This is a genomic window from Prauserella aidingensis, from assembly GCF_024171865.1.
GTDB lineage: Bacteria > Actinomycetota > Actinomycetes > Mycobacteriales > Pseudonocardiaceae > Prauserella > Prauserella aidingensis.
The window spans coordinates 23260-46104 of the sequence record NZ_JAMTCN010000034.1 but is presented as its reverse complement, the minus strand read 5'-3'; the positions used below and the strand labels follow the sequence as shown (position 1 = coordinate 46104).

Sequence of the window (22845 nt, the reverse complement as noted above, 5' to 3'; positions counted from 1 at the left end):
TACCCGACTGGTGCGTTGCGGGCTGTGGCGGGGACGGCTGGAGCGATCGTCCATAGCCTGCTCGCCGCCGTGGCGGTACCGGCCGGCCCAGCGGGCCGCGGTCGTGTGGGCGACCTGGAACCGTTCGGCAGCGCGGCGCACGTTCCAACCGTCCTCGACGACGCACCGGGCCAGTCGCAGCCGTCCGGTCGGAGTCAGCGGAGCGTTACGGTGGACCACCAGAGGGCCTCCTCGGATCGGCGTGTTGTTCGTGGTGATCCACACCGAACCCGGAGGCCCTCACCCATATCAAGATCATCCACCGCGTGCCGAACCGTCACCAACGTGCCCGAACAGCACAGCTAGGCGGTCTCCTGCTCCTGCTTCTCCACGTCGGCGGCGTGCGGGTCGGGGCCGCTGTGGCGCAGCGACAGCAGCCCGCCGACGATCAGCGTGACGACGATGCCCAGCGGCACGTACCAGGGGAAGGCGAGGCCCACCTCTTCGCCGTCCACGGTGAACGTGATGCCGAGGACGAACACCGCGGCCACGACCACGGCACACACGAACGCGATGATCGCGTCGGTCTGCCGCGCCTTCTTGACGAGCATGCCGAGGAAGAACGCGCCGAGCAGCGCGCCGTAGGTGTAGCTGGCGATGCTCAGGCCGAGTTCGACGACCGGGGTGTCGGTGCTGGTGAACATCGAGGCGAACACGACGAACACCACGGCCCAGATGATCGTCCAGATCCGCGCCTGCTTGAGCATCACGGCGTCGGACATCTTCTTCTTCGTGAACCGCTCGTACAGGTCGGCGATCGTCGACGTCGACAGCGAGTTCAGCGACGAGGAGATCGTCGACATGGCGGCGGCGAGGATGCCCGCGATGAGGATGCCGGACAGGCCGACGGGCAGCTCTTCGAGGATGAACCGCGGGAACAGGTCGTCGGGGTTGGTCAGCCCCAGCGCGTCGATGCTCTGTCCGCCGTAGAACGAGAACAGCATCGCGCCGACCACGAGGAACACCGCGAACTGGAAGAACACGACGACACCGCTGGCGATCACGGCCTTCTGGCTGTCGCGCACGTTCTTGCAGGCCAGGAGTCGCTGCACCATCAGCTGGTCCGCGCCGTGCGAGGCCATCGCGAACAGCGCACCGCCGACGACGGCGGTGATGAACGCGTACTGGTCGGTGACGACGTTCGAACCGAACTCGAAGAGCTGGAACTTGCCCGCGTCGGCGAGGTCGCCGAACCAGCCGCTGGGCAGCCGGCCCGCCAGCACGAAGATCGCCGCGATGGCGCCGAGCACGTAGATGGCCATCTGAATGACGTCGACCCAGATGACGGCGCGGATCCCGCCGAAGTAGGTGTAGATGACGGCCACGAGCGCGATCGCGGAGATCACGACCCAGTACGACACGTCGAGGCCCAGCCCGTCGAGCACGAGCTTGACGGGGATGGCCGTGGCGAACAGGCGCACGCCGTCGGCGAGCAGGCGCGTGACGAGGAACGTCACCGAGGCGGTGCCCTGCAGTCCGCCGCCGAAGCGTTTGCCGAGGAAGCCGTACGCGCTGACGAACCCGCCCGCGTAGTACTTCGGCAGCAGCACGAACGCGACGACGATCCGGCCGATGAGATAGCCGATCGCCAGCTGCAGGTACGTGATGTTGCCGAGGTAGGCCACGGTCGGCACGCTCAGCACGGTCAGCGTCGAGGTCTCCGTGGCGACGACCGAGAAGGTGACGGCCCACCAGGGCACCTTCCGGCTGCCGACGAAGTAGTCGTTCGACGATCGCTGCTTCCCGCTGAGCAGGATGCCCACGATGGGCGTTCCCACCAGGAAGATCGCGATGATCGCGAGGTCCAGTGCGCGCATTGGTCTCTCCTACCGTGTCTCGCGCGAGTTGGCCACCCTCAGCCGCGAAATCGGCGACGTTGGTGGGGTCGGGAGGGCGAGCGGTCGCTCACCAGGGGTGATGCTGCCGAGGACGCGTGGTCCGCGGGCACCGGTGGCGCTGGGGACGTTGCCCGCGACGCCGTGCCACGAGAGCCAGCCGAGCACGGCCGTCAGATACGCCTCCTTCGCGTCGGCGGGAAGGCCCAGCTCGTCGCTCGTGCGCACGGTGAGACGTTCGCCGAGCGCGCGCATCAGGGCCGGGTTGTGCACCCCGCCGCCCGATGCGTACACGGCCGTGGCGCCGTGGCGGGTGCAGGCGTCGGCGATGGTGACGGCCGTGAGTTCCGTCAGCGTCGCCAGCAGGTCGGTGTCGCCGACCGGTGGCAGGCCGCCGAGCGCGGCGGCGAGGTACGTGCTGTGGAAGTGTTCCTTGCCCGTGGACTTCGGCGGCTCGGCCGCGTAGTACGGGTCGGCCAGCAACCGTTCGAGCAGGTCGGTGCGGACGGTGCCCGCTTCGGCGAGCGCACCGTCGACGTCGCTGCGGAGCCTGCCGCCGGTGACCTGTGCGGCAGCGAGGTCGAGCAGCGCGTTCCCGGGGCCGGTGTCGTAGGCGAGCACGTCGCCTGTGCCACCGCCTGTGTCGCCGCCGGTCCGGTCGTCCCCGCGGCCGGGCGGCACGACGGTGATGTTGCCGATCCCGCCGATGTTCAGTGCGACGGCGGGCGTGCCCTCCCGGTCGGCGACGGCGCGCAGCAACAGTGCGTCGAGCGTGCTGGCGAGCGGTGCACCGTGGCCGCCCGCGGCGACGTCACGCACCCGCAGGTCGGAGACGACGGGACGGCCGGTGTGCTCGGCGATCCAGGCGGGCCTGCCGATCTGCAACGTGCCGAGGGCCGCGCCGTCGGAGACCCAGTGGAAGACCGTCTGCCCCAGGCATGCGACCAGATCGACGTCGCCCGCCTGCCGTTCGGCATGACGCACGGCCTCGGCGAACGCCTGGCCGACCTGCGTGTCGAGTTTCGTGAGCTCCTCGGCACTGCACGGCGCCGGAGGCAGCGCGGCGAGCAGGCGCGTCCGCAGCTCGTCGGGGTAGGGCAGCTCCCACTGCCCGCGCGGGGTGAGGACGAGCTCACCGTCGGATTCCGCCAGTTCGGCGATGGCGACGTCGATGCCGTCCACGGAAGTGCCGGACAACAACCCGGCGATACGGAGCGAAGGGGACACGAGGGTGGTCTAGTCCAATCAGCCGGTGTGCGCAACACGTTCGGTGGGCTTCTGTCCGAGATCTATGCCGTACCGTTAACTTCCCACGCCGCGGGCAGGGGTGAACCCGCAGGGGAACGGGCAGGTGGGAGGATGGCGGCGTGTCGAGCACAGCCGTGATCTGGATCGTTGTCATTGTGGCCGCCCTGCTGGCGGTCGCCGTCGTGGTGGGACTGACCCTGTCCCGCAGGCGCAGGATCAGCCTGGAGCGGGACCGGGAGAAGCAGGTTCCGAAGGGCGGCGGCTACCAGGCCGGAGGCGGCATCTCGCTCGCGCCCGGAGGCGACACCGCGACGTCGGGAACGGCCGCGCCGGACACGCCCGCGCACCCGGTGGAGGAGCGCACCGAGGTCGACGGCCAGCCGGGCGTCGGCGACGACGCCTCGGTACCGCGCGACGCACCGCGCCGCGACATCGTCGACGTCTCCCTCCCCGACACGGACGCCGAGCCGGAGGCCGCCGGGAAGGCGCCGGACACGACGGGACCGGACACCCCGGCCCCGAGTGCTGAGTCCACCGGCGCCGCGGCACCGGATGGCGCGGCCCCGGAAGCAACGGCCCCGGACACAGCAACGGCCCCGGACACAGCGACGGCTCCGGACACCGCGCCCGCGGGCGCCGAGGAGACCGAAAGGCCGACGCCGGCCGCCGGTGCCGAGGCTCCCGAGGCCGTTCCCGAGGCCGAGCCCCCGAAGACCGAGACTCCGAAGAGCGAAGCGCCTGCGCCCGCGGCCCCGGCGACGGCTCGGCCGGAGCCCGAGACCGAGGTCGAGGAGCCCGAGCCCGCGTCCGGCCGGATCGAACGGCTGCGGGGGCGGCTGTCGAAGTCGCGGTCGGCGCTGGGACAGGGCCTGCTGGGCCTGCTCGGCGCGGGTGACCTCGACGAGGACTCGTGGGAGGAGATCGAGGACACGCTGCTGGTCGCCGACCTCGGCGCGTCGACCACGACGGAGATCGTCGAGCGACTGCGCGAGGAGCTGTCGGTCCGCGGGGTGCGCACGCCGGAGGACGCGCGAACGGCGTTGCGGGACGTGCTCATCCAGACGCTGACGCCGGACGCGGACCGTTCGGTGCGGGCGCTGCCGCACGACGTCGACGGTGCGAAGCAGCCCGCCGTCGTGCTGGTGGCGGGTGTCAACGGCACGGGTAAGACGACCACCACCGGCAAGCTCGCGAGGGTGCTCGTCGCGCAGGGCAGGCAGGTGCTGCTCGGTGCCGCGGACACGTTCCGTGCGGCCGCGGCCGACCAGTTGGAGACCTGGTCCCAGCGCGTGGGTGCCGAGGTCGTGCGCGGCAAGGAGGGTGCCGACCCGGCGTCGGTCGCGTTCGACGCCGTCAAGCGCGGTGTCGACGCCGGTGTCGACGCGGTGCTGATCGACACGGCAGGCAGGCTGCACACCAAGACCGGCCTGATGGACGAGCTCGGCAAGGTCAAGCGCGTCGTCGAGAAGCAGGCGAAGGTCGACGAGGTGCTGCTCGTGCTCGACGCCACGACGGGGCAGAACGGCCTCGCGCAGGCGCGGGTGTTCTCCGAGGTCGTCGACGTCACCGGTGTGGTGCTGACGAAGCTCGACGGCACAGCCAAGGGCGGCATCGTGTTCCAGGTGCAGCGCGAGCTGGGCGTTCCCGTCAAGCTCGTCGGCCTCGGTGAGGGTCCCGACGACCTGGCGCCGTTCGAACCGTCGGCGTTCGTCGACGCGCTGCTGAGCTGACCGTGGCTCGTCGAGGAGTGCGCGCGGTGCCGCGCGTCGCCCGCGCGGCCCTCGTTCCCGTGGCCTGCGCGATGTTGGCCGTGACGGGGTGTTCGTTCGAGTTCTCCGTCGGGTCGACGGTCGACAAGGCCGAGCTCGAGAAACAGGTCATGGGCGCGTTGTCCGAACAGGACCGGCGGCCCGAGGACGTGACGTGTCCCGACGACCTCGACTCGGAGGTCGGCGCGACGACGACGTGCACCGTGACCACCCGCGGCGGCGAACGCGATGCGAAGGTCACCGTCACCGAGGTCGGCGAGAACGACCGGGTGCAGTTCGACGTGGTGCTCTCCGGGGACGGTGACGGCTCCGGCGGCTCCGGCGACGACTCCGGCGAGAGCGGGTCGTCGGCGGCATCCGACAGCGCCGACGGCAGCGGGGGTGACGGCGCCGGGAGTGACGGCGACGGCGGTGACGGTGGCCGGGCGTCGGATCCGCCCGCCGACGACGAGATCGACAGGGCGGCGCTCGCCCGGCAGGCGGCGCAGTCGCTGAGCCGGGAGGTCGGGCAGCACCTGGGAGACGTCCACTGTCCCGAGCACGTCAAGGCCGAGGTCGGTGCGACCACCCGCTGCGTGCTCACCAATCCTGAAGGGACGCGGTTCGGCGTCACGGTCGAGGTGACCGGCCTCGACGCCGACTCGCAGAACGCGAACTTCCGTGTCCAGGTGGACGAGCAGCCGCTGCAGGGCGGCCGCTGACCGTTCGCGCGGCGTCCCGCCGGTGCGGGACGAGACGTGTGGGACGGGACGTGTGGGACGCGACACCGACGGAACCGGCCGGGCGATCGCGGGGTCGGAGTGGGGTATGCGGATTCCGGCATCGCGACCGGAATCCGGAAATACGGCCCTTCCCGTCGTTTCCCCAGGAGATGCTCATGTCCCGCGTGTCCCGTTTCGTCGCCCTGTCGGTCCTCGGTGTCGCCGCCGTCGGACTCGCGGGATGTTCGCAGTACGTCGAGCACGAGGAGCTCGAGAAGCAGGTGTCGTCGTCGATCTCGCAGCAGGGTATGCCCGTCGACAGCGTGGACTGCCCCGACGATCTGGACGCCGAGGTCGACGCCACCACGACGTGCACGGTCACGATCCAGGGTGGTGCCGAGATCAAGGCCGACATCACCGCGACCAGCGTCGACGGTGACCAGGTGCGCTTCAACATCGAGCCGCAGCAGTCGTCGGGGGAGTGAGGGCGACAGCCGTTCATGGTCGGGGACGGCGGGCACCCGGGGTTCCGGCGCCCGCCGTCGCCGTAGGTGCACCGGGGCGCCGGTCCCGGATTCGTCAGTCGGGCAGCTGTTTCGCCAGTTCCTCGGCGGTGCGCCGGACCATCGGGGCGATGCGGCCGACGGCCTCCTTCGTGAGCCTGCCCTCCGGGCCGGACACCGACACGGCCGTCGGCGTCGGCGTGCCCGGAACCGGTACCGCGATGCAGCGCACGCCCAGTTCCTGCTCGCTCTCGTCGAGCGCGTAGCCCTGCTCGGCGATCTCGGCCAGGTGCGCCAGGAACGTCTCGACGTCGGTGTGGGTGTGTTCGGTGTAGGCGGGCATGCCGGTGCGGCCGAGCAGGTCCCGCACCTCGTCGGCGGGCAGCTGCGCCAGGATCGCTTTGCCGACGCCCGTGCCGTGCGGCAGCAGTCGCCTGCCCACCTCGGTGAACATGCGCATCGAGTGTTTCGACGGCGCCTGTGAGACGTAGACGACCTCGTCGCGTTCGAGGACCGCCAGGTTGGCCGTCTCGCCGACCTCGTCGACCAGTTCCGCCAACAGTGGGCGTGCCCACGTGCCGAACTGCAGGCTCGCCTGTTCGCCCAGTCGGATCAACCGTGCCCCCAGGGCGTAGCGCCGGTTCGCGTTCTGCCGCACGTAGCCGGACGCTACGAGGGTGCGAATCAACCGGTGGATCGTCGGCATGGGCAGCCCCGACGACGTCGACAGCTCCGACAGGCTCGCTTCGCCGCCCGCGTCCGCGAGCCGTTCCAGCAGCTCGAAAGCCCGATCGAGGGACTGCACTCCACCGCTCGCCGCCACCACGGCTCCTTCCGCCGTCACTGCAGGGTCGCCCACGTTGAGCTTCCGTAATGTAGAAACTATAGTCCGACATGTAAAAGATCGATGCTCAACGACGACGTTTCCCGAGGTGTTCCATGTCTGATGTTCGTGTGCTCGGCGACACGATCGAGCGCGGCGACGAAGTGCTGACGCAGGAGGCGCTCGACTTCGTGGCCGGCTTGCACGAGAACTTCGCGGCCACCCGTGACCAGCTGCTCGAAGCCCGCAAGCAGCGCCGCGAGGAGGCCAAGCGCACCGGACGGCTGGACTTCCTGGCCGAGACCAAGGAGGTTCGCGAGTCGGACTGGCAGGTCGCCGAGGCCCCGCCCGCGCTGCGCGACCGCCGCGTGGAGATCACCGGGCCGACCGAGCGCAAGATGACGATCAACGCGCTCAACTCCGGCGCCAAGGTGTGGCTCGCCGACCTCGAGGACGCCAACACGCCGCACTGGAGCAACGTGGTGAACGGGCAGATCAACCTGTCCGACGCCATCCGCGGCACCATCGAGCTCGAGTCGAACGGCAAGCACTACGCGCTGCGCGACGACGTCGAGCACGCCACGATCGTCGTCCGCCCGCGCGGCTGGCACCTCGACGAGCACAATCTCGAGTTCAACGGCCGCAAGGCCGTCGGCGCGCTCGTCGACTTCGGCCTGCACTTCTTCCACAACGCGAAGGAACTGCTCTCCCGCGGCAAGGGCCCGTACTACTACCTGCCGAAGATGGAGAGCCACCTCGAAGCTCGGCTGTGGAACGACGTGTTCACCTACGCCGAGAAGACCCTCGGCGTGCAGCACGGCACCGTCCGCGCCACCGTGCTGATCGAGACCATCCCGGCGGCGTTCGAGATGGAGGAGATCCTCTACGAACTGCGCGAGCACGCCTCGGGCCTGAACGCGGGCCGCTGGGACTACCTGTTCAGCGTCATCAAGTACTTCCGCGACGCGGGCTCGGCGTTCGTCCTGCCGGACCGCAACGCCGTGACCATGACCGCGCCGTTCATGCGCGCCTACACCGAGCTGCTGGTGCGCACCTGTCACAAGCGCGGCGCCTTCGCCATCGGCGGCATGGCCGCGCAGATCCCGAGCAAGGACCCCGAGGTCGCCGAGAACGCCACCAAGAAGGTGCACGCCGACAAGTCGCGTGAGGCCGGCGACGGCTTCGACGGCTCCTGGGTCGCCCACCCGGGCATGGTCGGGCTGTGCCAGGAGGAATTCGACAAGGTCCTCGGCGACAAGCCGAACCAGCTCGACCGTCTCCGCGAGGACGTGTCCGTCACGGCCGACCAGCTCCTCGACGTCGCCGCGACCGACGCGCAGTGCACCTCGGCCGGCCTGCGGGGCGCCGTGGACGTCGGCGTCCGCTACATCGCCTCCTGGCTGGGCGGCAACGGCGCGGCCGGTATCCACAACCTCATGGAGGACGCCGCGACCGCCGAGATCTCCCGGTCGCAGGTGTGGCAGTGGGTGCAGAACGGCGTCGTGCTCGACGACTCCGGTCAGACCGTGACCCGCGAGCTCGTGCGCTCCGTGCTCGACGAGATCAAGGGCGAGCTGGACGGTGAGATCCCGGCCGACCTGCTACAGCCCGCGGTCGAGCTGTTCGAGGAGGTCGCGCTCGCCGAGGAGTTCGCCGACTTCCTGACCCTGCCCGCCTACGAGCGGATCAAGTAGATGACCGCCGGCCGGCTCACCGAGGGCGTCTACGCGCGCATCGACGCCTCACTCGCCGCGTCCGACGCGCGCGTGGCAGCCGCCTATCCCGGTGAGCCGGCCGGGCGGCAACCCGTCCACACGGTGTACGTCCCCGCCGGCCGCTTCCACGCCGGCCTCGCCGAGGACTGGGGCGCCCGCGCCCTCGCCGTGCTGGACGAGCACGACCTCGACACCTCCGACGACGTGCTCTCGCGGGTGCGCGCCAAGCTCGCGGCCGAACCGATCGAGGACCTGCGCGTCGATTTCGAGGACGGCTACGGCAACCCCGGCGACGACGTCGAGGACGCCGAGGTGCTGCGGTGCGCCGCGGAACTCGCGTCGCAGCTGTCCTCCGGCGGGGCCGCCCCGCCGTTCTGCGGTATCCGGTTCAAGAGCTTCGAGGTGGGCACCCGGCGCCGAGGGATACGCACGCTGGACCTGTTCCTCGACGCGCTCGGCGGACCACCGCCCGGATTCGTCGTCACGCTGCCGAAGGTCACCGACGTCGAGCAGGTCGCCGCCGCCGCGGACGTGATGGGCGAGTTGGAGAAGGCCCACGGGCTGGCCGTCGGCACGCTGCGCTTCGAGGTGCAGGTCGAAACCACGCAGTCCGTGCTGCGGCCCGACGGAACCGTCGCGCTGCCCGCCGTCGTGCAGGCCGCCGACGGCCGGTGCAGCGGGCTGCACTTCGGCACCTACGACTACAGCGCGGGCCTCGGCATCGCGGGCGCGTACCAGAGCATGGACCATCCGGCCGCGGACTTCGCCAAGCAGTTCATGCAGGTCGCCGCCGCCGGTCGGGGCGTGAGGCTCTCCGACGGCTCGACCAACCGGCTGCCCGTCGGCGACGCGGTCGCCGACGGGTGGGCCGAGCACCTGCGGCTGGTGCGCCGGTCCCTCGAGCGCGGCTTCTACCAGGGCTGGGACCTGCACCCGCACCAGTTGCCCAGTCGCTTCGCCGCGACGTACGCGTTCTTCCGCGAGAACCTCGCGTCGGCCGTCGACCGGCTCGACGCCTACGTGGGCGCCGTCGACGGTGCGATCCTCGACGAACCCGCCACCGCCCAGGCGCTCGCGACCTACGTGCTGCGTGGCCTCGACTGCGGCGCCGTCGACGAGGCGGAACTCGCCGGCGAGCTGGCCGGTGGTCTGGACCGCCGAGCCCTGTCCCGCCTGGCAGCCCGCGCAGGCTGACTGTGTTGCGCATTCGGGAGCCCGTGTTGCGTTCTCGGGGGTCCGTGTTGCGGATTCCAGGGGTCGTGTTGCGTTCTCGGGAGTTCGTGTTGCGCATTCCGGAGTGAGGGTGCCTGCGGTATGCGCCCTCTCGCCGGGCGGCAGGTCTCCGGATGGGCGGGGGCGGCGCCCGGCGTAGCGGTGCCCGAGGCCGCTGCGCAGGTGTACGTCCACCTGCCCGTCGACGCCGCGTTGTCGATCAGCGACACCGGCTGCGAACTCGACGACCACCCGCTACGACCCCGGCCACGGCATCACCACGATCACCACCTCGACTCGCCGTGGGCGTACTCGCCGTTCCCCGGCGAACCACCGGTCGTCCCGCCACCGTGACCCACGAACCGCCGTTCTGACGGTTCTGCGGCCCACCCACGCATCCGCCCGCGTGGGTGGGCTCCGTCTACCCTGACGGCATGGTGCTCGACCTCAACAGCGACCTCGGCGAAGGTTTCGGGATCTGGCCGCTGACCGACGACGACGCGCTGCTCGACATCGTGACCAGCGCCAATGTCGCATGTGGATTCCACGCCGGGGATCCCACGGTGCTGCGCCGGGTCACCGAGCGGGCCGCGCAGCGTGGCGTTGCCGTCGGTGCCCAGGTCGGGTACCGCGACCTCGCCGGGTTCGGCCGCCGGTTCATCGATGTCGACCCCGCAGAACTCGGCAACGACGTCATCTACCAGATCGGCGCCCTCGACGGCTTCGCGCGTGTCGCGGGTACGCGGGTGCGCTACGTCAAACCGCACGGCGCGCTGTACAACGCCGTCGCCCACCACACGGCGCAGGCCGAAGCCGTCGTGGAGGCGGTGCGCACCTACGACCCGGACCTGCCGATCCTCGGCCTGCCCGGATCCGAACTGCTGCGGCTGGCCGACGAGGCCGGGCTGCCGACCGTCGCCGAGGCGTTCGCCGACCGTGCCTACACCCCGGAAGGCCGGCTGGTGTCCCGCCGCGAACCGGGCGCCGTCGTCCACGACGCGGACGCGGTCGTCGCGCGCAGCGTGCGCATGGCGACCGAAGGCACGGTCACCGCGATCGACGGCACCGAGGTCGAGACACGACCGCGGTCACTGTGCCTGCACGGCGACACCGCAGGAGCGGTCGACCTCGCGCGGCGGATCCGGGCAGGGCTGCTCGACGCGGGCGTCGAACTCGCCCCCTTCGCATAACGCGACGTCGCCCGTCGGTGGCGGCGCTGTGGGCGTCACCGGTGCGTTCGGGGCCGACGCCGGTGCCGCACCACGGCCACCACCGCCATCGCGGCTCCCACGACGACCTGTGCCACGGAAAGCCAGATCGGATTGTCCGAACCGATCGCCAGGTACAGCCCGACCACGGCGACGAGGACGCCGCAGGCGAACCGCAGCACGGTGCGTCCCGTGGACGGGCCTGCCGTCACCGGGCGTTCCTCGTCCCGCCGAGCCTTCTCCGATGCTTCCCGCGGATCGATCATCGTCACCGACGCTATCCCGCCGGTTCCGCGGCCGCGAAGGGCTCGCCACCGGAACCGGCCGCCCGCCTACCCCGTCGACCGTCAGGCGTCGCGGAGGCGGGACACGCGCAGGGAACGCAGCCTCGACAGTGCGGCGGCGACCTCGAACCGGCGCGGCACGACGTAGTCGCCGAGAAAGCCGTGGCGGATCGCGTCGGCCCCGTCGGCGAGGTCGTCGCCGAGGAGGTCGAGGAACTCGGCGACGGTGCGACGACCGTCGATCAGCCCGGACTCGACGCCGTGGGACAGCGCCAGGCCGATGCCCATCACCTGGCCCGGGTCGACGATCTGTTCCACGGCGCGCAGGTCGATGTCGGTGTCGCCGTAGGTGAGTGTGTCGATGCCGCGCTGTTTGACCTTGCGCTTGCCCTTGTGTTCGGGCGAGAGCGACGACGGGTCGCACACGCGGTGCGCGGCGGCGGGGAAGCCGCTGGCCTCGACGGTCCGGTCGGTGCCGCTGCGCAGTTGCCGGGCCCGTTCGGTCGCGTCCTCGGCGTGGTACGAGGACATCATGATCACGCGGTCGGCGGTGTCGAGGTAGTCGCCGGAACCGCCCATGACCAGCACCGTCGACACGCCGTGCTCGGTGTAGAGCGGCCGCACGAGGTCGACGAACGGGGTGAGCGGCTCGTTGCCCTTGGCGACGAGCTCCTGCATCCGGGCGTCGCGGATCATCAGGTTGGTGGCGGCGGTGTCCTCGTCGATCAGCAGCACCTCGGCGCCCGCTTCGAGGGCCTCCACGGTGGTCGCGGCCTGCGAGGTCGATCCGGAGGCGTTGGACGTCGAGAAGTCGCGGGTGTCGGCGCCGGTGGGCAGCTGCCCGACGAACGCGCTGACGTCCACCCGTTCGACGCTGCGGCCGTCCTCGGCGCGGATCTTCGCGGTGGCGGAGCGGCTGACGACGAGTTCCCTGCCGTCGCCGGGAACGTGGTCGTACACGCCGCGTTCGAGCGCGCGCAGCAACGTCGACTTGCCGTGGAACCCGCCGCCGACGACCAGCGTGATGCCCTCGGGGATGCCCATGCCGGTGACCGTGCCCCGGTTCGGCAGTTCCACCGTGGTGCGCAGCGATTCGGGGGATTCGAACGGGACGCCGTCGGTCAGCGGCCGGTCGTCGGTGCCGCTGCGGCGCGCGAGCATCGACCCGTCGGCGACGAACGCCACGAGCCCGCGCTCCGGCAGTGTCTTCCGCAGCGCGTCGGTGTCCTCGACGGAGTCGACGAACGCCGCGAGGTCGTCGGCGTCGAGCGCGTCGTAACGCAGCGCTTCGACGGCGTGGGGGAGCTGGTCGCACAGTGCCTTCCGCGCGCCGCGGCCGTCGATCCGGCGGCGCGGCCCCGGCAGGTCGATGCCCAGCCGCACGGTCAGCGCGCCCCCGGAGACGCGCAGTGCGCTGCGGTCCAGCACCTGCTGCCCGCCGACGTCGGCCCGTAGCAGCGAACCGCGCAGCTGCTGGCCCAGGACCCGCAACAACCGGTCGGCGAGCGCGCGGGCGCGCACCGGCGTGTGCCACAGCTCCTTCGGGAATCCGGCGTAGTCGGCGGAGATCCGCACCTCGACCCGGCTCGCCGGCGCGAACGGGTCCGTCTGCGCCTTGCGGATGCCGACGGTGTAGCCACCCGCGTCCCAGTCGCCCTGGAGGCTCTTGTACCTGCCGTAGCTCTGACCGTCGAGCCGGGACAGTGTCGAGCCCAGCTCGGTGAGCGTTCGTTCGTCACTCCTGTCGCGTGCCATCGCTCCACACGGTACGGCCCGCGGCGGCCCGCCGGCGGCCGTGGTTCACCCGGTCAGGACTCCGCGGACCAGGATTCGACGGACAGTGCCAGGTAGACCTCGACCTGGGTGCGGAAGTCGGTGAGGTCGGCGCCGAGGATCTCGCCCGCCCGCGTGATGCGGTACCGCAACGTGTTCACGTGGACGTGCAGCCGCTTGGCCGCCTTCGCCGGGGACGCCGAGCACTCCAGGTAGACGCGGACCGTGCGCAGCAGTTCGGGATGGTGCGGCAACGACCCGAGCACCCGGCCTGCCAGGGCGCGGCGCAGGTCGTCGGGCGCCCCGGCGAGGAGCAGCCGGTGCATGCCCAGTTCGTCGCCCGAGGCGACGGCGACGCGTTCGGAGTGCCGCTCCGCCGCCTGCGCGGCGTGGCGGGCCTCGTCGCCCGCACCCCGCAGGCCCGGCACCTGAGCCGGACCGCCCGCGCCGACGAGGATCCGCCCGCGCCCGAGTGCCGCCAGCGCCTCCGTTCCCCGTGCCGCCCAGTCCTCGGGCCAGTTCTCGTCGGCGGGCACGATCGCCCAGGCCTCCTCGGCGTCGCCCGGTGCGCCGGGGCCGGTGAAGGCCGTGGCGTCGACCGACAGGGTTGCGAGCAGTTCGTCGAGGATCTCCGTGGCGGCACCGGAACCGGGAGTGCGTGCGAGCAGCACGCGCACCGGCGTCTCGGCGGGTAGCCCGGTGGCGGTGTAGGCGCGGGTGAGTTCCTCGGCGGTGCTCGCCGGGTCGGCCAGCGCCTGCAGCAGGGGAGCGGCCACGTGCATGCGGGTGCGGCGCACCTCGTCCTCGCGGCCGCGGGCGAGGCCGATGAGACTCGCCAGTTCCTCGGCGACCTCCGACGCGCTCGGCCCCGGGTCGGTGTCCAGGACCAGTGACCACGGCACGGCGTGCCTGCCCGCCACGGTGAGCACGCTGCGGCGCCGCGGTGGTCCGGGTGCGCTGGCGGCCACGACGCGGCCCGTCGGCGTGACGACCCAGCAGTCGGCGCCGAGTTCGGTGGCGCCGTAGGTCAGCAGCGCGGGTAGCGACGCGTCCTCCGCGGCCGCCGACAGCAGGCGTTTGCGCGCTCCGCCGGTCTCCGCGGCCAGTGCCAGCACGACCCGTTCCGTCACCACGGCGAACGACAGGTCGGCCGGTACTTCCAGCAGCGGGATCCGATGCCGCACGCATGCCTCGACGAGGTCCTCGGGGATGCCGCCGGTGTCGGCCCCCGACGCGGCGAGTCCCGCGCACCGCGCGTGGGCGAGCGCGCGCACGAACGGGTCGGCGTCGCCGGGTTCGCGCCACCACAGCAGGCCGGACAGCACGAACTCGCCCTCGGACAGGTAGCGGCTCGGGTCGGGCAGTTCGGTCACGTAGATCCGGCTGACCTCACGGTCGAGCAGGTGCTCACCCGTGTGCAGCCGCATGCGCAGACTCGGAATCTCGAGCAGAGTTTTCACCAGCGTCATCAGATTTGTAGGAAAACACAAAATCGGCCGCTCGTGGGCGTCGCCGTTTCATGCATCCGCGCCGTTGCCGGGGCGCGGGCCGGGCTGTCTACTGACAGGGACAGCCCGAGACGTGCACCAACGCAGGGGAGCGACGCCGTGGAATTCGTCCGACCGGACACCCTGGAGGAGGCGCTCGCCGCGAAGGCGGAGCGCCCCGGGGCCGTGCCCCTCGCAGGCGGCACCGACGTGATGGTCGAACTCAACTACGACCACCGCCGCCCCGAGGCGCTGCTGGATCTGACGCGGATCGCCGAACTCGCCACCTGGTCCGCGTCCGGGGGGCACGTCCGCCTGGGGGCGGGCGTGCCCTACACCCGGCTGATCGACGAGCTCGGCGACACGCTTCCCGGCCTGGCGATGGCTTCCCGCACGGTCGGCTCGCCGCAGATCCGCAACCGCGGCACGGTGGGCGGCAACCTCGGCGCAGCCTCGCCCGCGGGTGACACACATCCGGTGCTGCTCGCCGCCGGCGCGGAGATCGAGGTCGCGTCCGTACGCGGCGTGCGGCGGATCCCCGCCGAGGAGTTCTACACGGGCGTGAAGCGCAACGCCCTCGCGGCCGACGAGCTGATCACCGCGGTCCATCTGCCCACCGAGGCGGCTCCCGCGGAGCAGTTCAGCAAGGTGGGCACGCGCAACGCCATGGTGATCGCGGTGTGCTCGTTCGCCCTGGTCCTCCGCGACGGCCACGTCGGTGCGGCCATCGGTTCGGCCGCACCCACTCCCCGTCGCGTGCCGGACGCCGAGGCGTTCCTGGCCGCCGAACTGCCGTGGGGCACCGACGCGCCGCTGCTGGACTCGCTCAAGCGGCGGTTCGGCGAGCTCGTCGCCGCGGCCACCGAACCGATCGACGACGTCCGCGGCACAGCCGAGTACCGCACCCACGCCCTCGGCGTCCTCGCACGGCGGACGCTGACCTGGGCCTGGGACGACCACCGAGGGAGTGTGCGCGCATGCGCCTGAACCTGACCGTCAACGGCGAGCGGCGCAGGGCCGACGACGTGTGGGAAGGCGAGAGCCTGCTGTACGTCCTGCGGGAACGACTCGGCCTGCCCGGTTCGAAGAACGCCTGCGAGCAGGGCGAATGCGGCTCGTGCACGGTGTACCTGGACGAGGTCCCCGCGTGTGCGTGTCTCGTCGCCGCGGGGCAGGCCGAGGACCGGGAGGTGCGGACCGTCGAAGGGCTCGCCGACGGCGACACGCTCGACCCGGTGCAACAGTCCTTTGTGGATTCCGGCGCCGTCCAGTGCGGATTCTGCACCCCGGGACTGGTCGTCGCCGCGCACGACCTGCTGCGCCGTGAACCCGATCCCAGCGACGAGGAGATCCGCGAAGCGCTGGCGGGAAACCTGTGCCGCTGCACGGGGTACGAGAAGATCCTCGACGCGGTACATGCGGCGGCGGATGCGCGATGAGGATCATCGAGAACGCGGCGATCGCCACGGTCGACGCCCAGGGCACCGAGTACCGCAACGGTCACGTCGTCGTCGACGGCGACGTCCTGGTCGCCGTCGGGGAGGGGCCCGCGCCCGACCACTACACCGGCACGCGGATCGACGCCTCCGGCTGCCTCGTCACGCCAGGGCTGGTCAACACGCACCACCACCTGTACCAGTGGGCCACCCGCGGCTACGCGGCCGATTCGACGCTGTTCCAGTGGCTCGTCGAGCTCTACCCCGTGTGGGGGCGGCTCGACGCCGACATCACCCACGCCGCCGCGTCGGCGGGCCTGGCTCGGCTGGCGCTCACCGGGTGCACGACCGTCGCCGACCACCACTACGTCTTCCCGCGCGACGGCGGTGACCAGCTGGACGCACTGGTCTCCGCGGTCGGCCGTATCGGTGTGCGCGGCCACCTGGTGCGCGGGTCGATGGACCGGGGCGAGTCGCAGGGTGGCCTGCCGCCGGACCACCTCGTCGAAGACCTCGACGCCGCCCTCGCGGGCACCGAGGCGGCCGTCGACGCCCACCACGACCCGTCGCCCGGCGCGCGCGTGCGCATCGCCGTCGGCCCGTGCTCACCGTTCACCGTCACCGAGCGGCTCATGACCGAGGCCGCCGATCTCGCGCGCCGCAAGGGCGTCCGGCTGCACACCCACCTGGCCGAGACGCTCGACGAGGAGCGGCAGTGCCTCGCCGAGTTCGGGTGCACGCCCGCGGAGTACGCCGAGAAGCTCGGCTGGCTCGGCGACGACGTGTGGCTGGCCCACACCGTGCACCTCGCCGACGACGCGGTCCGCCGCATGGGGGCGACCGGCACCGGCTCGGCGCACTGCCCGACGTCCAACGGCAGGCTCGGCACGGGGATCGCCCCGGCGCGGGCGTTGCTCGACGCGGGCGCGCCGGTGGGCCTCGGCGTCGACGGGGCCGCGTCGAACGAGTCGGGCGGGCTCGGCGAGGAACTGCACCAGGCCCTGTTGCAGGCCCGGCAACAGGGCGGGCCCGAGGCGTTGACCACCCGGCAGGCGCTGTGGATGGCCACGATGGGTGGCGCGCGCTGCCTCGGCCGCGAGGGTGAGCTCGGCTCGCTCGAGCCCGGCAAGCTGGCCGACCTCGCCGTGTGGGACCTCGGAGGGCTCCGCTACGCCGGGATCGACGATCCGGTCGCCGCCCTCGTGCTGGGCGCCACCCCCGACGTGAAGCTGCTGCTGGTCGGCGGCGAGACCGTCGTCGCCGACGGCAGGCTGCACACCACCGACGAGGCCGTCGTGGCCGCCGAACTCGGTGCCGCGAGCAGGAGGATGCGATGACGTCGACAGTGGAAGGCCGCACCACGGCCGCGACCGCGAACGGGGTCGGCGCCAGCCCGGCCCGCCCGGACGGCACCAGGAAGGTGCGGGGCGAGTTCGCCTACTCGTCCGACCTGTGGCACGAGGACATGCTGTGGGGCGCCACGCTGCGCAGCCCGCACCCGCACGCGCGGATCACCGGCGTCGATGTGTCGGCGGCCGTGGTCGTGCCCGGGGTGCACGCCGTGCTCACCCACGACGACGTGCCCGGGCTCAACCGCTACGGCCTGGAACACCCCGACCAGCCCGTGCTCGCCGACGACGTCGTGCGCTACCGCGGGGAACCGGTGGCCGTCGTGGCGGCCGACCATCCGGAGACCGCGCAGCGGGCGATGAAGCTCATCGACGTCACCTACGACGAGCTCGACCCGGTGACCGACGCCGAGGACGCCGTCCACGGCGAGGTGGCGGAGCTGCACCCCGGCGGGAACGTGGTGCGGCACGCGCCGATCCGGCGCGGCGAGCAGACCCCGCAGGCCGACGTCATCGTCACCGGGCGCTACGAGGTCGGCATGCAGGACCAGGCGTTCCTCGGGCCCGAATCCGGTCTCGCCGTGCCCGACGGCCACGGTGGTGTGGACCTGTACGTGGCGACGCAGTGGCTGCACGTCGACCAGCAGCAGATCGTCGCCGCGCTCGGCCTCACGCCGGAGCAGGTGCGCCTGACACTGGCCGGGGTCGGCGGCGCGTTCGGTGGCCGCGAGGACCTGTCGATGCAGATCCACGCGAGCCTGCTCGCGTTGTACACCGGCAAACCGGTGAAGATGGTCTACAACCGCGAGGAGTCGTTCTACGGCCACGTGCACCGGCATCCCGCGACGATGTACTACGAACACGGCGCCACGCGCGACGGCAGGCTCGTCCACGTCACCGCGCGCATCTACCTCGACGGCGGCGCCTACGCCTCGTCGACCGGGGCCGTGGTGGGTAACGCGGCGACCCTCGGCGTCGGGCCGTACGACGTGCCGAACGTGAGCATCGACTGCTGGGGCACCTACACGAACAACCCGCCGTGCGGCGCGATGCGGGGGTTCGGCGCGGTGCAGGCGGCGTTCGGTTACGAGTCGCAGATGGACAAACTCGCCGACGCGTGCGGGCTCTCGCCCACCGAGGTCCGGCGCCGCAACGCGATGAGCGAGGGCACCGTCATGCCCACCGGGCAGACCGTCGACTCGGCAGCCCCGGTGGCCGAGCTGCTGGATCGGCTCGAGGCCATGCCGCTGCCCGCCGACCCTGCGCCGGCCGGCGGCACCGCGGATCTGCGCACGCTGCCCGGCGGCGTGTCCAACACGACCCACGGCGAAGGCGTCGTGCGCGGCGTCGGGTACGCCGTGGGCATCAAGAACATCTGTTTCTCCGAGGGGTTCGACGACTACTCGACCGCCCGGGTGCGGCTGGCCGCGGTCGGGGGCGAACCGGCCGTGACGGTGCAGACCGCGGCCGCCGAGGTCGGCCAGGGGCTGGTGACGATCCTGCAGCAGATCATCCGCACCGAGCTGGGCGTCGACCAGGTGACGATCCTGCCGATGGACACCTCGATCGGCAGTGCGGGCTCGACGTCGGCGTCCCGGCAGTCCTACATGACCGGCGGTGCCGTGCGCGCGGCCGCGCTGAAGGTGCGCGGCGCGTTGTTGTCGCATGCCGCGACGAGGCTGTCCCGCACCACGGCCGAACTGCACCTCGACGGCGGCAAGCTCGCCTCCGTCTCCGACGGGGTGCTCGCCGACCTCGTCGACGTTCTGGGTGAGGCGGAGTTCGACGAGACGGTCGAATGGCGGCACCGGCCGACCGAAGCGCTCGACCCGGAGACCGGCCAGGGCAACGCGCACGTCCAGTACGGGTTCGCCGCCCACCGCGCCGTCGTCGACGTCGACGTGGAGCTGGGCATCGTCAAGGTGGTGTCGCTCGACTGCGCGCAGGACGTCGGCACGGCGCTGAACCCGCAGGCCGTCGTCGGGCAGATCCAGGGTGGTTCCGCGCAGGGCCTCGGACTGGCCGTCATGGAGGAGATTCAGACCGAGGGCGGTGTGATCCGCAACCCGTCGTTCACCGACTACCTCATCCCGACGGTGCTCGACATGCCGCCGATGACCATCGACGTGCTCGAACTCGCCGACCCGCACGCCCCCTACGGTCTGCGCGGCGTCGGCGAACCGCCCACGATCTCGTCGACGCCCGCGATCGTCGCCGCCATCCGCGCGGCGACCGGCAAGGAGCTGCTCAGGGTTCCGGTGCGCCCGGACCACATCGTGTGAGGGTTCCCGCGCGGGAGGAGTGGGGTCGGCGAAATGTCGGTCCCGATGACTACTCTCAGGTGCTGTGAGCACTGAGGACCTGTCGGGCGGCCACGTGGCCGAGGACATCAAGGACGTGCCCGCCGCCGCGCGCGAGGAGCACGCGGCGCTGACCGAGGAGGTCAAGGGCCACCAGTTCCGTTACTACGTGCTGGACTCGCCGACCATCTCGGACGGTGAGTTCGACACGATGCTGCGCAGGCTCGAGGAACTGGAGACCGACTACCCGGGCCTGGCGACGCCGGACTCGCCGACGCAGAAGGTCGGCGGCACGTTCTCGACCGAGTTCGTCGCCCACGACCACCTCGAACGCATGCTCAGCCTGGACAACGCGTTCGACGTCGACGAGCTGCGCGCGTGGGTCGACCGGGTGGAGAAGGAGATCGGCGGCCGCGCTCGGTACCTGTGCGAGCTGAAGATCGACGGGCTCGCGGTGAACCTGCTCTACGAGAACGGCAGGCTCACGCGCGCGCTCACCCGCGGTGACGGGCGTACGGGCGAGGACGTCACGCTCAACGTGCGCACCATGCAGGACGTGCCCGACGAGCTGACCGGCACCGACCAGTTCCCCGTGCCCGACCTCGTCGAGGTCCGCGGTGAGATCTACTTCCGGGTCGAGGAGTTCGCCGAGCTCAACGCCGGTCTGGTCGACGCGGGCAAACCGCCGTTCGCGAACCCGCGCAACGCCGCGGCCGGCTCGCTGCGCCAGAAGGACCCGAAGGTCACCCGCACGCGCCCGCTGCGGCTCATCTGCCACGGCCTCGGCAAGCGGCAGGGGTTCGAGCCCGCCCGGCAGTCCGAGTCGTACGAGGCGCTCGCCGCGTGGGGACTGCCCGTGTCGAGCCACAGCAGGACGATCGACGACGTCGAGGAGCTCGTGGCCCACGTCGAGTACTGGGGTGGGCACCGCCACGACGCCGAGCACGAGATCGACGGCGTGGTCGTGAAGGTCGACGACGTCGCACAGCAGCGGAGGCTGGGAACCACGGCGCGGGCTCCGCGGTGGGCGATCGCCTACAAGTACCCGCCGGAGGAGGCGACGACGCGACTGACCGACATCCGCGTCAACGTCGGCCGCACCGGACGGGTGACGCCGTACGCGGTGATGGAGCCGGTGAAGGTCGCCGGGTCGACCGTCGCGATGGCGACCCTGCACAACCGCGAGGAGGTCGAGCGCAAGGGCGTGCTCATCGGCGACCGGGTGGTGATCCGCAAGGCCGGGGACGTGATCCCCGAGGTGCTCGGTCCCGTCGTCGACGTGCGCACCGGCGACGAGCGGGCGTTCGTCATGCCCGACCACTGCCCCGAGTGCGGCACCGAGCTGGCCTACCAGAAGGAGGGCGACGTCGACATCCGTTGCCCCAACGCGCGCACCTGCCCGGCACAGTTGCGGGAGCGGCTGTTCCACCTGGCGGGCCGCGGCGCGTTCGACATCGAGGTGCTGGGCTACGAGGCGGCGGCTGCGTTGCTGGAGTCGGGCGTGCTGACCGACGAGGGGGACGTGTTCTCGCTCGACGAGGACAAACTGCTCCGGGTCGATCTGTTCCGCACCAAGTCGGGTGAGCTGTCGGCGAACGGCGCGCGCCTGCTGGCGAACCTCGACGCCGCCAAGGACCGTCCACTGTGGAAGGTTCTCGTGGGGTTGTCCATCCGGCACGTCGGGCCGACCGCGGCGCAGGCGCTGGCCCGCGAGTTCGGCTCCGTCGAGGCCATCGACGCGGCGACCGAGGAGGAGATCGCCGACGTCGACGGGGTGGGCCCGACCATCGCCGCGGCCGTGCGCGAATGGTTCGCCGTCGACTGGCACCGCGAGATCGTCGACAAGTGGCGCGCCGCGGGCGTGCGCATGGAGGACGAGCGCGACACCTCGATCCCGCGCAACCTCGAAGGGCTGTCGATCGTCGTCACCGGATCGCTGGAGAACTACTCCCGCGACGAGGCGAAGGAAGCCATCATGGCCCGCGGCGGCAAGGCAGCCGGGTCGGTGTCGAAGAAGACGGCGTTCGTCGTCGTCGGCGACGCGCCCGGGTCGAAGTACGACAAGGCCCTGCAGCTCAAGGTGCCGGTGCTCGACGACAACGGCCTGACCGTGCTGCTGCAACAGGGCCCCGACGCGGCCCGCGAGGTCGCCGAGGTCACGGCCGATGAGTGAGGTTCGAGTGGCTGGTGGCGGCGCGACGAGCGGCTATTCTGTGCTCATGGGACAGGCCACGGCACGCTCACGGAGTCTCCGGGCGATGCTCCGGCTCCGCAGCGACGACGTGTTGGCGGTCGTGGGCCGGTACGGCGCGTCGAACCCCCGCGTGTTCGGCTCGGTGGCCAGGGGGGACGCGGGTCCCCACAGCGACATCGACATCATCGTCGACCTGGGGCCCGATGCCGGAAATCCGCTCCTGGCTGTCGCCGGGATCAGCGACGAACTGGGTGAACTTCTCGGTGTCCGGGTCGACGTCGTCTGCGACGAACTCCTGCGGGATCGCATCTCGGTCACCGCGCACGCGGAGGCCGTGGCGCTGTGAGCCGGACGGACGCCGAACGTCTCGAGGACAACCACGTGGAGCGACTTGTCGACGAGATTCGCCGTCGACGGAGCGGCACGGACGAAGCGGAGGTCGTCGCCGATGAGTGAGGTTCGGGTGGGGCCCGCGAAGCCCGGCGAGTACGCCGCCATCGGGGATCTGATCGTCGAGGCGTACACGGCGGGCGGTCACCTCGAGGACGAGGCCGGGTACGCCGCGTCGCTGCGGGATGTGGCGGGCCGCGCGGAGGTTGCCGAGGTGCTCGTCGCGACCGACGGTGACGACGTCGTGCTCGGGTCGGTGACCGTCGCCGAGGCCGGCACGCCGAAGGCCGAGGTGGCGCGCGCCGGCGAACTGGAGTTCCGGATGCTCGCCGTGTCGCCGCAGGCGCAGGGCAGGGGAGTGGGCGAGGAGCTCACGCGCGCCGTGGTCGACCTCGCGCGGGAACGCCGGATCGCCCGGGTGGTGCTGTCCAGCCGTGACCGCATGACCACGGCCCACCGGCTCTACGAACGTCTCGGCTTCGTCCGCGCACCGGAACTCGACTGGGCACCACACCCGAGCATCCCGCTGTGGGGCTTCGCGATGGACGTCTGAACGGCTGCGACGGCCGAGCAGCTCCG

The 22845-nt window shown here is 71.5% G+C and carries 21 protein-coding genes; 14 read left to right on the top strand and 7 right to left on the bottom strand.

Going from position 1 to position 22845, the window contains the following annotated elements; all coding sequences use genetic code 11:
* The 3 genes from LY13_RS23215 to LY13_RS23205 form a co-directional block, all read right to left on the bottom strand.
* Window positions 1–219 (bottom strand): leucine zipper domain-containing protein (locus LY13_RS23215; protein ID WP_253830217.1); only part of this gene is annotated, 219 nt, incomplete at its 3' end.
* Between the two features lie 122 nt (window positions 220–341).
* Entirely contained in the window at window positions 342–1856 is a 1515-nt protein-coding gene (locus LY13_RS23210) for a sodium:solute symporter (RefSeq protein ID WP_253830687.1), read from the bottom strand.
* Between the two features lie 9 nt (window positions 1857–1865).
* Window positions 1866–3101 carry an anhydro-N-acetylmuramic acid kinase gene (locus LY13_RS23205; RefSeq protein WP_253830686.1) on the bottom strand — a complete coding sequence of 412 codons (1236 nt, stop codon included), beginning with the start codon at window positions 3099–3101 and terminating at the stop codon, window positions 1866–1868.
* Window positions 3102–3241: 140 nt separating this feature from the next.
* Here LY13_RS23205 and ftsY point away from each other — a divergent pair, with 140 nt between their 5' ends.
* The 3 genes from ftsY to LY13_RS23190 all read left to right on the top strand — a co-directional run bounded on the left by ftsY (window position 3242) and on the right by LY13_RS23190 (window position 6077).
* A complete protein-coding gene (gene ftsY / locus LY13_RS23200) occupies window positions 3242–4852 on the top strand; it encodes a signal recognition particle-docking protein FtsY (RefSeq protein ID WP_253830685.1) in 1611 nt (536 codons plus the stop codon).
* 26 nt (window positions 4853–4878) lie between these two features.
* Window positions 4879–5592 carry a DUF4333 domain-containing protein gene (locus tag LY13_RS23195; protein ID WP_253830684.1) on the top strand — a complete coding sequence of 238 codons (714 nt, stop codon included), beginning with the start codon at window positions 4879–4881 and terminating at the stop codon, window positions 5590–5592.
* Window positions 5593–5768: 176 nt separating this feature from the next.
* Window positions 5769–6077: a DUF4333 domain-containing protein gene (locus tag LY13_RS23190; protein WP_253830683.1), complete on the top strand. Its 309-nt coding sequence runs from the start codon at window positions 5769–5771 to the stop codon at window positions 6075–6077.
* Between the two features lie 94 nt (window positions 6078–6171).
* Here the strand turns inward: LY13_RS23190 and LY13_RS23185 are convergent, their stop codons facing one another.
* Window positions 6172–6954 (bottom strand): IclR family transcriptional regulator, encoded by a 783-nt coding sequence (locus LY13_RS23185; protein ID WP_253830682.1) that lies wholly within the window; start codon window positions 6952–6954, stop codon window positions 6172–6174.
* Window positions 6955–7034: 80 nt separating this feature from the next.
* Here LY13_RS23185 and aceB point away from each other — a divergent pair, with 80 nt between their 5' ends.
* The 4 genes from aceB (at window position 7035) to LY13_RS23165 (ending at window position 11035) form a co-directional block, all read left to right on the top strand.
* Window positions 7035–8612 carry a malate synthase A gene (gene aceB, locus LY13_RS23180; RefSeq protein ID WP_253830681.1) on the top strand — a complete coding sequence of 526 codons (1578 nt, stop codon included), beginning with the start codon at window positions 7035–7037 and terminating at the stop codon, window positions 8610–8612.
* On the top strand, window positions 8613–9827 hold the full coding sequence (locus LY13_RS23175; RefSeq protein ID WP_253830680.1) for a DUF6986 family protein: 1215 nt from the start codon (window positions 8613–8615) through the stop codon (window positions 9825–9827).
* 120 nt (window positions 9828–9947) lie between these two features.
* The gene (locus LY13_RS23170) at window positions 9948–10199 is read left to right on the top strand and encodes a hypothetical protein (RefSeq protein WP_253830679.1); all 252 of its coding nucleotides are present in this window, start codon (window positions 9948–9950) and stop codon (window positions 10197–10199) included.
* 80 nt (window positions 10200–10279) lie between these two features.
* Entirely contained in the window at window positions 10280–11035 is a 756-nt protein-coding gene (locus tag LY13_RS23165; protein ID WP_253830678.1) for a LamB/YcsF family protein, read from the top strand.
* A gap of 35 nt (window positions 11036–11070) precedes the next feature.
* Here LY13_RS23165 and LY13_RS23160 read toward each other — a convergent pair whose 3' ends face one another.
* The 3 genes from LY13_RS23160 to LY13_RS23150 form a co-directional block, all read right to left on the bottom strand.
* Window positions 11071–11319, bottom strand: coding sequence for a hypothetical protein (locus LY13_RS23160; RefSeq protein WP_253830677.1), 249 nt, complete (start codon window positions 11317–11319; stop codon window positions 11071–11073).
* 81 nt (window positions 11320–11400) lie between these two features.
* Window positions 11401–13092: an ABC-ATPase domain-containing protein gene (locus LY13_RS23155; RefSeq protein WP_253830676.1), complete on the bottom strand. Its 1692-nt coding sequence runs from the start codon at window positions 13090–13092 to the stop codon at window positions 11401–11403.
* Between the two features lie 53 nt (window positions 13093–13145).
* Window positions 13146–14579 carry a PucR family transcriptional regulator gene (locus tag LY13_RS23150; RefSeq protein WP_253830675.1) on the bottom strand — a complete coding sequence of 478 codons (1434 nt, stop codon included), beginning with the start codon at window positions 14577–14579 and terminating at the stop codon, window positions 13146–13148.
* Window positions 14580–14717: 138 nt separating this feature from the next.
* On the opposite strand from LY13_RS23150, the gene LY13_RS23145 reads away from it, so the two are divergent.
* From LY13_RS23145 to LY13_RS23115, 7 genes are all read left to right on the top strand, one after another.
* Window positions 14718–15584, top strand: coding sequence for an FAD binding domain-containing protein (locus LY13_RS23145; protein WP_253830674.1), 867 nt, complete (start codon window positions 14718–14720; stop codon window positions 15582–15584).
* Window positions 15575–16036 (top strand): (2Fe-2S)-binding protein, encoded by a 462-nt coding sequence (locus tag LY13_RS23140; protein ID WP_253830673.1) that lies wholly within the window; start codon window positions 15575–15577, stop codon window positions 16034–16036. Before LY13_RS23145 ends, LY13_RS23140 begins: the two co-directional genes overlap by 10 nt.
* Window positions 16033–17370 carry an 8-oxoguanine deaminase gene (locus LY13_RS23135; RefSeq protein WP_253830672.1) on the top strand — a complete coding sequence of 446 codons (1338 nt, stop codon included), beginning with the start codon at window positions 16033–16035 and terminating at the stop codon, window positions 17368–17370. The genes LY13_RS23140 and LY13_RS23135 overlap by 4 nt, the downstream gene beginning before the upstream one ends.
* Complete coding sequence (gene pucD / locus LY13_RS23130; RefSeq protein WP_253830671.1) at window positions 17367–19664, top strand: xanthine dehydrogenase subunit D; 2298 nt, start codon at window positions 17367–17369, stop codon at window positions 19662–19664. The genes LY13_RS23135 and pucD overlap by 4 nt, the downstream gene beginning before the upstream one ends.
* 64 nt (window positions 19665–19728) lie before the next feature.
* Entirely contained in the window at window positions 19729–21855 is a 2127-nt protein-coding gene (ligA, locus tag LY13_RS23125; RefSeq protein ID WP_253830670.1) for an NAD-dependent DNA ligase LigA, read from the top strand.
* 46 nt (window positions 21856–21901) lie between these two features.
* A complete protein-coding gene (locus LY13_RS23120; RefSeq protein ID WP_253830669.1) occupies window positions 21902–22222 on the top strand; it encodes a nucleotidyltransferase family protein in 321 nt (106 codons plus the stop codon).
* 102 nt (window positions 22223–22324) lie between these two features.
* Window positions 22325–22819, top strand: a complete 495-nt coding sequence (locus tag LY13_RS23115) for a GNAT family N-acetyltransferase (protein ID WP_253830668.1) — start codon at window positions 22325–22327, stop codon at window positions 22817–22819.
* Window positions 22820–22845: the final 26 nt, after the last annotated feature.